This is a genomic window from Variovorax sp. CAN15 (genome assembly GCF_030462475.1).
Taxonomy (GTDB): Bacteria; Pseudomonadota; Gammaproteobacteria; order Burkholderiales; family Burkholderiaceae_C; genus Variovorax.
Map to the genome: position 1 here is coordinate 62,314 of NZ_JASMRZ010000011.1, position 13,372 is coordinate 75,685.

The following is a 13,372-nucleotide window of genomic DNA, read 5'->3' on the forward strand; positions in this document are numbered from 1 at the left end:
ACACTGGCGCCATGACGAACACGAGCCCTACGCCTTCCGCCATGCCCGCCGATCCGGTCGCGGCCGCCACGCACGCCGATCCTTATCCGTACTACGCCGCCCTCCGCGACGGACCGCCGCTCGCGTGGGACGAGAAGCTGCGCCTGTGGGTGGCAAGCCGTGCGGATGCAGTCGAGCAGGTACTGCAGGCACATGGCGCCTTGCGCGTGCGGCCGGCCGCCGAGCCCGTGCCGCGCGCCATCGTGGGCAGCCCGGCCGGCGAGGTGTTCGGCCATCTGGTCCGCATGAACGACGGTGCCGCCCACGAGGCGCACAGGCCCGCGTTGCAACGAGCGCTCGCCGGGCTCGACCTGAACGCGGTGCATGCATCTGCCCTGCAGGTCGCGCAGCGCGTGCAGCAGCAGCCGCTCTCCGACACGCTGTTCTCGATGCCCGTGCAGTCCGTCGCGCACCTGCTCGGCTTTGCCGACGATGCACTGCCGCAGGTGGACCGGTGGATGCGCGACTTCGTGGCCTGCCTGTCGCCGCTCTCCACGCCCGAGCAGTTGCGGCACGCGAGCACGGCGGCCGGGGAGCTGATGGCGCGCTTCGAAGTCCTGGCAGCCGGCAATGCGCCGCGGCATGGCACGCTGCTCGCCGCGGTGCTGGCAGAAAGCGCGGGCGATGCGCCCCTGTCACGCTCGTTGCTCGCGAACCTCGCGGGCCTGCTCTCGCAGACCTGCGACGCCACGGCCGGGCTGGTCGGCAACAGCCTGATCGCACTCATGCGCGAGCCGTCGCTGCGGCCCTCGACTCGCACGCGCGACGGCCTCCAGGCCATCGTCGAGGAAACCGCGCGGCACGATCCTTCGGTGCACAACACGCGGCGCTTCGCCGCCGAAGCCGTCACCATCGCCGGCACCACCGTGGCCGCGGGCGACACGGTGCTGGTGCTGCTGGCCTCCGCCAATCGCGACCCGGCGTTCAACCCCGAGCCCGACCGCTTCATGCCCGTGCGCGCGCGCCGCCGCATGCTCGGCTTCGGCCACGGCATGCACGCCTGCCCCGGGCAGGCACTGGCCTGCACGTTGGCCGCTGCCAGCCTCCATACGCTGATGCTGCAGCGTGCGCCCGACCTCGATGCGCAGCGCCTGCGTGGCTGGAGCTACCGGCCCTCGGTCAACGGGCGCATCCCCGTGTTCCACTGACCGGTGCCCGCGAGGTGCGGCGACAGCTGCGCATCGCCCCAGCGCAGCGGCAGCGCGCCCGGCCGGCGCAGCGCGTGCGTGACGTGGAAGCGCACCAGCCGCTCGGCGCCTTCGAACGCGTCGACCTCGGGGCCGTTCCACACGATCTCGGCGGTGGCCGCCACGTGCAGCAGGTCGCCGCTGTCGAAGTCGACGAACAGCAGCCCCGCGCGCGGATGCACGGCCAGGTTGCCCAGCGTGTTGAAGAAGCGGTTGCCGTTGAAATCCGGCAGCACGAGCGTGTCGTCGCCGTCGATGCGCACGAAGCCCGGGCGGCCGCCGCGGTGCGACACGTCGACGCCGTGCGAGCTTGCGTCGGCCTCATCGCCCGTCGCGGTCTCGTCTGGATAAGCGGTGGCGATGAACAGCGTGTCGGCGCTGCCGATGAGGCGATGCGCCGCGAGGTCCAGCTTGTCCAGCCATTGCGCGGGCGCTGCGTTGCCGCTGCGTGGCGCGACGAACTCCGGCTCGCGCGCCTGGATGTAGCGCGGGCAGTTGCCGAAGCTCTGCTGCACGGCGACGGTGAAGCCCGCCGCATCGAGCGCCTCCACCGTGCCGTTCATGCGGTTGCGCCGCCGTGTCTGAGGCTGGATGCCGAGCAGGCCCAGCGTGGCGCCCTGCTTCAGCTGGCCGATGAGCGGATCGCCCGCCGCGGGCAGCGCATCGACGCGCAGGTGCGTGGCATCGGGCGAGTGCACGAAGCCGGTGGGCCCGGCGAGCACGCTGGCCCAGGGCTGCAGATCGGCGTCGAGGCTGCCGGCCACGATGAACGGCAGCAGCGAGAAGAACTCGCGATGCTGGTCCGGCATGTAGTCGCGGATGACGCGCGGGCCGGCGACCTCCATCTGCTCGCGCGAACCCACCAGCGCCTGCAGCGCGCGCTCGCCGGCATGGAAGGGCGCGGCGATCATGAGCCGACCTCCGCGGCGAGTCCGACGCGCGAGCGCACCATCGGCACGAAGCCCGGCAGGGCCTCCACGCGCGCCAGCCAGTCACGCACCTTCGGATAGCCGTCGAGCGAAACGCTGCCTTCGGGCGCATGCGCCACGTAGGCGTAGTTCGCGATGTCGGCCAGCGTGGCGGCGGGCCCCGCCAGGAAAGCCTGCTGCTGCAGATGCGTTTCCATCACCGAGAGCAGCGCGTGCGAGCGCTTCACCGTGTCGGTCGGATCGGTCGTGTGACCGAACAGCACCATGATCCGCGCGGCCGCCGGGCCATAGGCCAGCGGACCGGCCGCCACCGAGAACCAGCGCTGCACGCGGGCCGCGCCGACCGCGTCGCGCGGCATCCAGCGCGACGGATCGGGCGAATAGCGCTCATTGAGATAGACCAGGATGGCGTTGGAATCGGCCAGCGTCAGGTCGCCGTCCTCGATCACCGGCACCTGCCCGAAGGGGTTGCGCGCCAGGAACTCCGGCGTGCGGTTCTCGCGCTTGCGCATGTCGAGATCGATGCTCTCGAAGGGCAGGCCGAGCATCGTGAGGAACAGGCGCACGCGGTGCACATGGCCCGAGATGGGGGAGCCGTAGAGCTTGATGGGCTGGGTCGGCTGAATTGGGCGGACGGTGGTCATGGGCGATTCCTTTTCTGCAAAGAGGTGAGGCATGGGCCGGATTCTTCTCTCTTGCGCCGAACGAATGAATAGCCTTCCCTGTATTTGACTGCTGCGTTTTCCGGTTTAATCAACCCATGGATCGCTTCAAGGCCATGCAGACCTTCGTCCAGATTGCCGACCAGGGCAGCCTGACTCGCGCCGCCGAGGCGCTGGGCACATCGCTGCCCGCGGTGGTGCGCTCGCTCGCCGCGCTGGAGGCGCACCTGGGCGTGCGCCTGTTCCACCGCACCACGCGCCGCCTCTCGCTCACCGAGGAGGGCCGCAGCTACCTGCCCAGCGCGCGCGAGGTGCTGCTCGCGGCCGACGCCGCCGACCTCGCGCTCAAGGCCGAGGCGCGCGAGCCCGCGGGCCAGCTCACCATCACCGCGCCGGTGCTCTTCGGCCACATGTACGTGGCGCCCGCCATCGTGCGCTTCATGAAGCGCTACGAAAAAGTGCGCTGCAGCGTGCGGCTGTACGACCGCACGGTGAGCCTGCTGGAGGAAGGCATCGACGTGGGCATCCGCATCAGCCCGCTGGAAGATTCATCGCTCGTCGCGCAGACCATGGGCACCATCCGCCGCGTGCTGGTCGCAAGCCCCGAATTCCTCGCGCGGCACGGCACGCCGGCGCACCCGCGCGAACTGAACGGCGCGCCCTGTGTGCGCGGGCGCGTCGATGCGCCCACGCAATGGCAGTTCTACGAAAGCGGCAAGGCGATCAGCGTGACGCCCGACAACCGATTGGAGTTCAACCACCTCGCACCCGCCATCGAATCGTGCGCGGCGGGCATGGGCTTCGGCACCTTCTTCTCGTACCAGGTGATGCCGCACGTGGCGCAGGGGCGGCTCAAGCTGGTGCTCGAAGACTTCGAGCCGCCGCCTCGGCCTGTGAGCGTGATCTATCCGAATGCCCGGCTGCTGCCGGCACGCACGCGGGCGTTCATCGAATGGATGAAGATGGAGTTCGGCGGGCTCAGGCTTTGAGCGGCGGCAGCCACGCCGTCATGCGGCGGCCTGCAGCGAACTGTCGTGCAGGCATATCTGCGAGTGCTGCCTCATCAACGGCCAGCCTTCGCGCTCCAGGTGCGCGGCCAAGGCAGCGACACGCGCCTTGAAGCCGGCCAGCGGCTCATGGCTGCGCAGCGTCACGACGTGAACGTCGGGTTCATCGCCGATGTCGTTGCGCGAAAGCCGCGCGCCATGCTCTTCGCACAGCTGCTGCAGCGCCAAGGCGTCGCGCAGCCGCAGCTTGCCGTGCCACCTGAAATACTGGCCCGGCCAACCCAGGCTCTCGTGCTCCTCGATGGGCGCTTCGACCTTCACTCGCAGCACGGCCATGCCCGCGCGCGCCAGCCACTGAGCGAGTGCCATCGCCTCGGCCTTCGCCTCGGCCAGGTCGCCGCGCAGCCAGGTGGTGGCCATGGGCTGCTGCTTCCGCTCGCCGTGGGCGAGGTCGATCAGCAGCGGCTTGAGCCCGACCTGCTCGCAGACTTCGACGAAGGACGGGATCTGCGCGGCGTGCATCGCGCCGCAGGTCAGGTGCAGTTCGAGCCTGCTCTTGCCGAGTTGCCGGGCGATCGTGTTCATGGCGCGGGGGCCCTCGCAGGCAGGGGTTTGCCGTCGCACAGCGCGGCAACGTCGACGACAAGGCCGTGCACAGCCTCTTCCATGCCGAGGTTGAGCACCGACATGAATTCGCCGTTGCCACTGGCCCAGTTGGCGCGCGTGCCCATGCCGTGGTACTGGCGCACCACGGGCTCGTTGCCGGGCATGCGGTAGCTGGCCTGCAGCACGACGTGCGAGACGAGGTTGAGGCCCGACGACCACGAATGCGCGAGACGCAGCGCGACGTCGGCCGTGACCTGGCGCCCGGCGCCCGTCGACGGCAGCGTTGCGCTCGCGACCTGAAGGCCATAGCGGCTCGCGGACTGCAGCGCACCGCGGGTCCACCCGACCGGATCACCGCCGGCCCGGATGGACTGCACCTTCACCGGCGTGGCGTGCAGCGTCGGCATCATGAGCGTCAGGTTGCCGACGTTGGCCTTGTTCAGGCGGGTGTCGTCGATCCTCGGCACGTAGAGCGTGCAGCCGCTTGTCACGCGCAGCGCCGGGGCCGGCGTGCTGTTGGGCCGCTCGGATGGCTCGGGTGCCGCTTCGTAGATCAGGGGAAGCGGCTCGGTCTCGGTCAACGCTTGCGAGGTGCCCGGCGTGGCGCCGAGCATGCACAGGGCACTGAGAGCGGCCGGCCTCCAGGCGTGGCGTAGCGGCGTCATGGCGCGGCGCTCCTCACCGAATAGAGAGCACCGTCCTGATCGCGGAACAGCACGCGGCCCGGCCGCTCGTCGAAGCTCTGGCCGGCCACCGTCACCCACGAGCCATTGACGTTGAAGCGCGCGGTCTTCACCGCGCCCGAGCGCGCGCCGGCGATGTCCAGCGCCACCGCATGCAGCGTCTGCGTCATCGACTCGCGCATCATGCCGCGCAGCACCTGCCCGTCGTCGGCCGTGAGGCGCCGGATGACGGTGGCGCGCGCGACGCCGCCCACGGGCGTCTGGAAGATGGCGGCGGCGCGGTAGCTGGGCTCGCTCCTGCCGTCCTGCCAGAGCAGGGCCGAGGTGCGCGTGGTGAAGGCGCCCAGGCCGGGCTCCAGCGCGTACTGCAGCAGCAGCACCATGTAGGCCGGCCCATTCTTCGTGGCGGCGATGCGGGCCTCGTGCTCGGACTTGACCGGCATGGCCGCGAGCACCTGCGAGGAGCGGATCTTCAGCGGGAACGAGGACGGCTCGCCGAGCTGCGCCTCGAGCGCCCGGGCCGCCTCGGTGCGGTAGTCGTAGTCGAGCAGCGGGCCGACGATGGACTGCACCTCGGCGCTCATCTCTTTCTGGCGCGACTGCTGCACAGACGAATCGATGAGCGCGCCGATCAGCCCGCCGCCCGTGGCGGCGCTCACGCCGGGCGACTGCGCGGAGAACATGAAGCTCTCCTGCGCGACGACGACGCGCAGGTCGACTTCCTTGACCTTGTTGCGGTCCGCGGCCGCCAGGGGCCGGTGAAAAGGTGCGCAGGCGCCGAGCAGCGACACCGCCGCCAGCGCCAACCAGAAACGCAGCATCCTTGGGCCTCCCCCCGTGCAATGCCAGACATTCATCCGTTGATGGAGCAGAGATTGTGGGGCCGCCGGGAACGCGCTCCGACCCGGGTTATCGAGGGCCCATGGTGCCCGTCGTCTTCAGGCGGCTGTCGAGCATCCAGCCCATGGTGTCCTCGCCTGTCTTCGGGTGGATGAACATGACCTGAACCCATTCCTTGTACGGCGTGTGGACGGTGACGCGGTCCTTCGGGATCAGGAACTTGCCGCTGTCGCAGCCCGCGTCGGGAGCGGTGTAGAGACGGGCCCGGCCGGTGCCGACCACGACGGCGCCGTAGCGCGGAACGAAGCCAGGGCTCGCATTCGCGACCGCATGAAGCGCCTCGCACCGCTTGCCATCGGCGGGCGCCGCCGCCACGGCCTGCGCCGCCAACGCGGCCAGGTACAACACGCACCATGAAATTGCTCTGGACATCGGCGGATTGTCCATCGATTGAAGCGATGGGCACGCCTCGCGCCCGGCTGCGTCAGAATGGCCGCGTGCCGCCTACACCCTCTTCCTCCGCCCCGGCTCCCCTCTTCCACGCCAGCCATCTGCACAAGCGCTATGGCGACACCACGGTCGTCAACGACCTGTCGTTCGAGATCGCGCCCGGCGAGTGCCTGGGCGTGATCGGCCCGAACGGTGCCGGCAAGACCACCACCATCCGCATGTGCCTGGGCCTCACCGCGCCCGACGGCGGCGAGATCTCCGCACTCGGGCTGCAGATGCCGCGCGACGCGCTGGCCATCAAGGCGCAGCTGGGCGTGGTGTCGCAGTTCGACACGCTGGACCCCGATTTCAGCTGCGCCGAGAACCTCGTGGTGTACGGCCGCTACTTCGGTTTCAGCAAGGCGCAGGTGCGCGCACGCGTGCCGCAACTGCTGGAGTTCGCGGCGCTCTCGCACAAGGCCGATGCGAAGCCGGGCGAACTCTCGGGCGGCATGCGGCGGCGGCTCTCGCTGGCGCGCGCGCTGGTCAACGACCCGAAGCTGCTGCTGCTCGACGAGCCGACAACCGGCCTCGACCCGCAGGCGCGGCACCTGATGTGGGAGCGGCTGCAGGTGCTGCTGCAGCAGGGCAAGTCGATCCTGCTGACCACGCACTTCATGGACGAGGCCGAGCGCCTGTGCTCGCGCCTGCTGGTGCTGGACCACGGCCGCAAGATCGCCGAGGGCCGCCCGCGCGACCTGATCGCCGAGCACCTGGAGCCCGACGTGGTCGAGGTGTACGGCAACGGCGCGCTGACGCTGGCCGAATCGGCCGAGCTGAAGGCGATGGCGGCGCGCGTGGAAGTCAGCGGCGAGACGGTGTTCTTCTACACGCAGGACGCACGGCGGCTGCTCGATGCGCTGACGCGGCATGGCGGGCTGCGCACATTCCACAGACCGGCCAACCTTGAAGACCTGTTCCTCAAGCTGACCGGCCGCCAGATCCGCGAGGACGGCTAAGGATGAGGCTCACCCCCAGGCTTGCCCACTTCGTGGGGCCGCCAACCCCCTTGCAGGGGGCAATACCAGCGGCCCGGCAAAGCCGGTTCCGCGGTATTTCCGAGATGGAACAGCAACAATGAAAAACGCATCGAGCCCAGCGTCGGCAATGACAGTCTCTTCGCCCTCACCATGGCGCCCGCCGGAGCTTTCTCTGCGCTGGTGGCCCGTGTTCCTGCGCAACCTGCTGGTGTGGCGCAAGCTCGCCATACCGAGCCTGATCGGCAACATCGCCGAGCCGCTGATCTGGCTCGTGGCCTTCGGCTACGGCATGGGCGCGCTGGTCGGGCAGGTGTCGGTCGACGGCACGAAGGTGCCCTACATCCTGTTCCTCGCGAGCGGCTCGATCTGCATGAGCGCGATGAATGCGGCGAGCTTCGAGGCGCTGTACTCGGCCTTCTCGCGCATGCACGTGCAGAAGACCTGGGACGGCATCATGAACGCGCCAGTGGGCCTCGACGACATCGTGCTGGCGGAGATGCTGTGGGCGGCGTTCAAGTCGATCTTCACCGTGACGGCCATCCTGTTCGTGATGCTGGGCCTGGGCATCAGCCACAGCCCGAAGCTCGTCGTCGCGTGGATGGTGCTGATCGGCGCGGGCATCACCTTCTCGTCGATCGCGCTGATCTTCAATGCGCTGGCCAAGGGCTACGACTTCTTCACCTACTACTTCACGCTGTTCATGACGCCGATGATGTTCCTGAGCGGCGTGTTCTTTCCGCTGGAGCAGTTGCCTACGGCCGTGCAGGCGGTGGCTGCGTGGCTGCCGCTGACGAATGCGGTGGCGCTGGTGAGGCCGCTCTTCATGGACCAGTGGCCGGCCGGCTGGTGGGTGCACGCGATGGTGCTGGCGGTGTATGCGGTGGTGGCGTTCTGGATTGCGCTGGCGTTGACGCGCAAGAGGTTCAGGGCGTAGCGGGCTCAAGGCGGCTTGGCGGCCGCCACGCGATGACTCCGGCTGTTCGGGCCCGCACTTCGCGGCGAAAGCGGGCCGATGATGTAGTTCAGCGCGCGGATGTCGCGCAGCTCGAAAAGCTCGCCACCCCAAGGCCAGGGAAGCTCGAACGCGACACGGACCTCGGAGGCTGGTGCACGCAGGTCCGCGAGCTCGCCGATGGTCGGTGTTCGGCCCTGCAGCAGATCGCTTCGCAGGCTGCGGATCTTCGCGACCGTTGCTGCAAGCCCATGCAACTGCGCCTCCAGCGCCGCCTGATGAGCCGCCAATGTCTGCTCCAGCCCCTGCGGGTCGCCTTGCAGCACCCGGCCCACCTGAGCGAGGCTGAAGCCGAGCGCGCGAAGGGCGACGATTCCGGCGGCGCGAGCCATCTGTTCGGGGCCGTAGGCACGCCAGCCTGCCGCGGTCCGCTCGGGCGCCACCAGCCCGCGCTGCTCGTAAACCCGCAGGGCCTTGGCTGACACGCCGAGCCGCCTTGCGGCTTCGGACGGGTTCAGGAATCGGGTGTTCGATCGCACGATGAGAACCTTTTTCGACGAGTCTTCCTTTTTAAGGGCTGCCCCTGGGTCCAGGTCAACAGGCGGACACGAAAACCGGGTTTCATGCACTCTGGCCTTGCCTCGATACTGACACTTTCAAATTACATTGCACACAATCTAATTGCTCGCTACAATTCAGCCCATGCGTTCCACCGCCATCAACGCCGACGAAATGCTCAAGCTGGACAACCAGTTGTGTTTCGCCGTGTACTCCGCTTCGCTGGCCATGACCCGGCTGTACAAGCCGGTGCTCGAGAAGCTTCAGCTCACCTACCCCCAGTACCTCGTGATGCTCGCCCTCTGGGAGCAGGACGGCCTCATGGTCTCCGAGCTCGGCGAGCGGCTCTCGCTCGACTCGGGCACGCTCACGCCGCTGCTCAAGCGCCTGGAAGCCAACGGCTACGTGGCTCGTGTGCGCGACGTGGCCGACGAGCGCCGCGTGCACATCACGCTGACGGCCGCGGGCCGCAGGCTCAAGAGCCGCGCCTCCAACGTGCCGGCCTGCCTGATGGCGGCCGCCGAGTGCTCGGTGCCCGAGCTGGTTTCGCTCACCCAGCAGATCCAGACCCTGCGCGACCGCATCAGGAAGGCCGCCTGACACAGCGGCGAATGCACGCGCGCATTTATTTTTCTCCCGCTTCGATCGATCCCGCAAGGGGAGAGGACGAAGCCTTTTCACCACCCTCCCTTCAACTTCATCACCACCAAAGGAATCACCATGACCACCAAGCTCGACAAAGTGCTCTACACCGCAGAAGCCCACACGGTCGGCGGCCGTGACGGCGCAGGCAAGTCCAGCGACGGCGCCATCGACGTCAAGCTGAGCTCGCCCGGTTCCGGCAAGCCCGGTACCAACCCCGAGCAGCTGTTCGCGGTCGGCTATGCCGCCTGCTTCATCGGCGCGATGAAGGCCGTCGGCCCGAAGATCGGCGTGAAGGTGCCTGAAGACGTCGCCATCGACTCCAGCGTTTCCCTCGGCCCGACGAACGGCGGCGCCGCCTACGGCATCGCCGTGAAGCTGGCGATCACGCTGCCCGGCCTCGATGCAGATGCCAAGCAGAAGCTGGTCGACACGGCTCACCAGGTCTGCCCGTACTCGAACGCAACCCGCGGCAACATCGACGTCGAACTCACCATCGCCTAAGCTCCCCGAGCACACGCGAACAAGCGGTCCGGCCACAAGCCGGGCCGCTTTTTTCATGCCCGCCGATGTCTCACGGGTGACGCCGAAAACCGCCGCGCGATGGCGCCTTTCATCAAGCTTGGCTAACGTAGGCGCACACCACAACCGCCAGGAGCCACGCTCATGAGCACCACCAGCCTCCTCATCCGCAAAGACCAGCTTTCCAGCACGCGCCTTCACACCGCCACCGACGAAGCGCTCGCCGACGGCCAGGTGCGCGTGCGCATCGACAGCTTCGCGCTCACCTCCAACAACATCACGTACGCCGCCTTCGGCGACGCGATGAGCTACTGGCAGTTCTTCCCGAGCGGCGAAGAGGGCTGGGGCAGCATCCCCGTGTGGGGCTTCGCGAGCGTGGTGCAGTCGCTGCACCCGGGCGTGCCGGTGGGCGAGCGGCTCTACGGCTACTGGCCGATGGCCTCGGGCGCGGTGTTGAGCCCCGGGCGGCTCTCGCCCGAGCGCTTCACCGACATGGCGCCGCACCGCGCGGAGCTGCCTGCCGTCTACAACCAGTATTTCCGCTGCGCGAGCGATCCGCTCTACACGGCCGGCACCGAGGACATCCAGGCGCTGCTGCGCCCGCTGTTCATCACCTCGTGGCTGATCGACGACTTCATGGCCGACAACGACTTCTTCGGCGCCAACACCATGCTGCTGTCGAGCGCATCGAGCAAGACGGCCTACGGCACCGCCTTCCAGCTGCACAAGCGCGATGGCATCGAAGTGATCGGCCTGACCTCGCCGGCCAACGTGGCCTTCTGCGAAAGCCTGGGCTGCTATGACCGCGTGGTGACCTACGACGCGCTCGACAGCATCACGGCCGACACGCCCTGCGTGTACGTCGACTTCGCCGGCAACGGCGCGCTGCGCAACGCCATCCACGAGCGCTTCGCCAACCTGAAGTACAGCAGTTCCATCGGCGGCACCCACGTCGAGCAGCTCGCGTCCAAGGGCGCGGGCAAGGACCTGGCGGGCCCGCGCGCCACGCTGTTCTTCGCGCCGGCGCAGATCAAGAAGCGCACCTCCGAATGGGGCCCGGAAGAATTCGGGCGCAGCATGGTCGCCGCCTGGCACGACTTCATGGCCACCGTCACCGACGCGAAGGCGCCCTGGCTGCACGCCGAGCACCACAACGGCGGCGAGGCGGTGCAGGCGGCCTACGCGCAGGTGCTGGCGGGCAAGGGCGATCCGCGCACCGGCCACATCCTGTCCCTTTACAGGCAGCCCACCGCAGGCTGACGCCAGGGGCATCGCGCGGCGACGACAATCGCCGCATGACCCTTTCCTCCGCGGCGCCCGCGAACACACATCCTTACGAGAGCCTCACGCCCGACGTGGTGCTCGACGCGCTCGCGACGCTGGGCCTGCACGGCGACGGCCGGCTCACCGGCCTGAATTCCTATGAGAACCGCGTCTACCAGGTCTATCTGGAGGACCGCAGTGCCGTGGTGGTCAAGTTCTACCGGCCCGGCCGCTGGAGCGAGGCCGAGATTCTCGAGGAGCACGGCTTCTCGCTCGAACTGGCCGCCGGCGAGGTGCCGGCCGTGCCGCCGCTGGCCTTCGACGGCAAGACGCTGCACCACCACGCCGGCTTCGCCTTCAGCGTGAGCCCCTACCGCGGCGGCCGCGCGCCCGAGCTCGATGACTTCGAAGTGCTCGAATGGGTCGGCCGCTTCCTCGCGCGCATCCACACCGTGGGCGGCGCCAAGCCTTTCGAGGCCCGCCCCACGCTCGACCTGCAGACCTTCGGCATCGCCTCGCGCGACTGGCTGCTGGAGAACAACAAGATCCCGCTCGACGTGCAGCGCGACTGGGAAAAGATCTGCAACGAGGCGCTGGACATGATCGGCACCACCGCGCTCGCGGCCAACCCGCCTTCAGCCGACTTCCAGCCCCGCAAGCTGCGCCTGCATGGCGACGTGCACCCCGGCAACATCCTGTGGACACCCACCGACCGCCCCGGCGGCGGCCCGCACTTCGTCGACCTGGACGACGCGCGCACCGGCTTCGCGGTGCAGGACCTGTGGATGCTGCTGTCGGGCGACCGCGCGCAGCGCACCTCGCAGCTGTCGGGCCTGCTCGACGGCTACGAGCAGTTCCGCGAATTCGACCGCCGCGAGCTGGCGCTGATCGAGCCGCTGCGCACGCTGCGGCTGATCCACTACAGCGCGTGGCTGGCGCGGCGCTGGGAAGATCCGATCTTCCCGATCAACTTCCCGTGGTTCGGCTCCAGCGACTACTGGAAGGGGCAGATCCTCATGCTCGAGGAGCAGTGCGAGCAGATGGCCGAGGAACCGCTCTACGCCTGATCGCCCCGGTCGGCGGCGGCAAGGCTTTCGGCCACGCCCTCCAGCAGCCGCTCGACCAGCACGTTGGCCGGCCCGTTGCGCCAGATGCCGTAGGCCTCCGACTGCGCCACGGCCCTGTCGAGCGGCCTGAACACCGCCCCGCGCAGGGCCGAATGCCGCATCGCCTGCGGCACCAGCGCCACGCCAAGCCCCTGCGATACCCATGAGACCACCGCCAGCCAGTGGCGCACCTCGTGCCGCACCTCGGGCAGGAAGCCCGCGTCGGCGCAGATGGTCAGGATGCGCTCGTGATAGTCGGGCGAGACCTCGCGAGAGAAAAGCACGAAGGGCTGCTCGCGCAGGTCGGCCGGCGCCAGCACGCGCTTGCGGGCCAATGCGTGTCCGGCAGGCAGGCAGGCCACGAAGGGTTCGGACAACAGCAGCCGGTGCTGCAACTCGTCCGGCACGCGGTGCGTGTGGGCGAAGCCCAGATCGAGCCGGTCGTTCATCAGCTCGGCGATCTGCATGCCCGAATTGAGCTCGCTCAGCGTGATGCGCACCGCCGGATGCTTCGCCTGGAAGGCGCGCAGCGCCTGCGKCAGGCCCCGGTAGAGCATCGCCCCGACGAAGCCGATGCGCAGCCGCCCGGCCGAACCCAGCGCCACGTCGCGCGCCTCGATGGCGGCCTCCTCGGCCTGCAGGAGCAGCCGGCGCGCCGAAACCCGCAGCGCCTCGCCAGCAGGCGTGAGCCGCACCTCCTTGCTGTTGCGCTCGAAGAGGCGCGCACCCACGTTGTCCTCGAGCTGGCGTATCGCCACCGACAGCGGCGGCTGCGAGATCGACAGCCGCCGCGCCGCGCGCCCGAAGTGCAGCTCCTCGGCGAGCACGCAGAAGTAGCGCAGGTGCCGCAGTTCCATGGATAGTCAGATCGAATCGAACAAGACCAAATCGATATTAGACACGGATC

General features: G+C 68.7%; 16 protein-coding genes. 8 read left to right on the forward strand and 8 right to left on the reverse strand.

From position 1 onward, the window contains the following. Nucleotides 1-41: 41 nt before the first annotated feature. Entirely contained in the window at nt 42-1,187 is a 1,146-nt protein-coding gene (locus tag QMO14_RS10855; protein WP_301507120.1) for a cytochrome P450, read from the forward strand. Here the strand turns inward: QMO14_RS10855 and QMO14_RS10860 are convergent. Beyond that, a complete protein-coding gene (locus QMO14_RS10860; protein WP_301506996.1) occupies nt 1,145-2,137 on the reverse strand; it encodes a pyridoxamine 5'-phosphate oxidase family protein in 993 nt (330 codons plus the stop codon). The genes QMO14_RS10855 and QMO14_RS10860 overlap by 43 nt on opposite strands. Beyond that, nucleotides 2,134-2,799, reverse strand: a complete 666-nt coding sequence (locus tag QMO14_RS10865; RefSeq protein ID WP_301506998.1) for a glutathione S-transferase family protein — start codon at nt 2,797-2,799, stop codon at nt 2,134-2,136. Before QMO14_RS10865 ends, QMO14_RS10860 begins: the two co-directional genes overlap by 4 nt. Nucleotides 2,800-2,915: 116 nt before the next feature. Here QMO14_RS10865 and QMO14_RS10870 point away from each other — a divergent pair, with 116 nt between their 5' ends. Next, entirely contained in the window at nt 2,916-3,806 is an 891-nt protein-coding gene (locus QMO14_RS10870; RefSeq protein WP_301507000.1) for a LysR family transcriptional regulator, read from the forward strand. An 18-nt stretch (nt 3,807-3,824) separates the two neighbouring features. On the opposite strand, the gene QMO14_RS10875 is transcribed toward QMO14_RS10870, so the two are convergent. From QMO14_RS10875 to QMO14_RS10890, 4 genes are all read right to left on the reverse strand, one after another. Next, entirely contained in the window at nt 3,825-4,409 is a 585-nt protein-coding gene (locus QMO14_RS10875) for a hypothetical protein (RefSeq protein ID WP_301507002.1), read from the reverse strand. Further along, the gene (locus tag QMO14_RS10880; protein WP_301507004.1) at nt 4,406-5,095 is read right to left on the reverse strand and encodes a hypothetical protein; all 690 of its coding nucleotides are present in this window, start codon (nt 5,093-5,095) and stop codon (nt 4,406-4,408) included. The genes QMO14_RS10875 and QMO14_RS10880 overlap by 4 nt, the downstream gene beginning before the upstream one ends. Continuing rightward, a complete protein-coding gene (locus QMO14_RS10885; protein WP_301507006.1) occupies nt 5,092-5,934 on the reverse strand; it encodes a hypothetical protein in 843 nt (280 codons plus the stop codon). The genes QMO14_RS10880 and QMO14_RS10885 overlap by 4 nt, the downstream gene beginning before the upstream one ends. 88 nt (nt 5,935-6,022) lie before the next feature. Beyond that, a complete protein-coding gene (locus QMO14_RS10890) occupies nt 6,023-6,385 on the reverse strand; it encodes a hypothetical protein (RefSeq protein WP_301507008.1) in 363 nt (120 codons plus the stop codon). A 26-nt stretch (nt 6,386-6,411) separates the two neighbouring features. Between QMO14_RS10890 and QMO14_RS10895 the strand changes: the two genes are divergently transcribed. Both QMO14_RS10895 and QMO14_RS10900 read left to right on the forward strand, forming a co-directional pair. After that, the gene (locus tag QMO14_RS10895) at nt 6,412-7,401 is read left to right on the forward strand and encodes an ATP-binding cassette domain-containing protein (protein WP_301507010.1); all 990 of its coding nucleotides are present in this window, start codon (nt 6,412-6,414) and stop codon (nt 7,399-7,401) included. 148 nt (nt 7,402-7,549) lie between these two features. After that, a complete protein-coding gene (locus QMO14_RS10900; protein WP_301507012.1) occupies nt 7,550-8,356 on the forward strand; it encodes an ABC transporter permease in 807 nt (268 codons plus the stop codon). Nucleotides 8,357-8,361: 5 nt separating this feature from the next. On the opposite strand, the gene QMO14_RS10905 is transcribed toward QMO14_RS10900, so the two are convergent. Continuing rightward, entirely contained in the window at nt 8,362-8,913 is a 552-nt protein-coding gene (locus tag QMO14_RS10905; RefSeq protein WP_301507016.1) for a MerR family transcriptional regulator, read from the reverse strand. Nucleotides 8,914-9,076: 163 nt separating this feature from the next. Between QMO14_RS10905 and QMO14_RS10910 the strand changes: the two genes are divergently transcribed. The 4 genes from QMO14_RS10910 (at nt 9,077) to QMO14_RS10925 (ending at nt 12,426) form a co-directional block, all read left to right on the forward strand. Beyond that, nucleotides 9,077-9,532 carry a MarR family winged helix-turn-helix transcriptional regulator gene (locus QMO14_RS10910; RefSeq protein WP_295981273.1) on the forward strand — a complete coding sequence of 152 codons (456 nt, stop codon included), beginning with the start codon at nt 9,077-9,079 and terminating at the stop codon, nt 9,530-9,532. A gap of 120 nt (nt 9,533-9,652) precedes the next feature. Beyond that, nucleotides 9,653-10,078 carry an organic hydroperoxide resistance protein gene (locus QMO14_RS10915; protein WP_093058675.1) on the forward strand — a complete coding sequence of 142 codons (426 nt, stop codon included), beginning with the start codon at nt 9,653-9,655 and terminating at the stop codon, nt 10,076-10,078. 162 nt (nt 10,079-10,240) lie between these two features. Continuing rightward, nucleotides 10,241-11,356: a DUF2855 family protein gene (locus tag QMO14_RS10920; RefSeq protein ID WP_301507023.1), complete on the forward strand. Its 1,116-nt coding sequence runs from the start codon at nt 10,241-10,243 to the stop codon at nt 11,354-11,356. Between the two features lie 35 nt (nt 11,357-11,391). Then, the gene (locus QMO14_RS10925) at nt 11,392-12,426 is read left to right on the forward strand and encodes a serine/threonine protein kinase (protein ID WP_301507024.1); all 1,035 of its coding nucleotides are present in this window, start codon (nt 11,392-11,394) and stop codon (nt 12,424-12,426) included. Here the strand turns inward: QMO14_RS10925 and QMO14_RS10930 are convergent. Then, entirely contained in the window at nt 12,417-13,322 is a 906-nt protein-coding gene (locus QMO14_RS10930; RefSeq protein ID WP_301507026.1) for a LysR family transcriptional regulator, read from the reverse strand. The genes QMO14_RS10925 and QMO14_RS10930 overlap by 10 nt on opposite strands. Between the last annotated feature and the right edge of the window lie 50 nt (nt 13,323-13,372).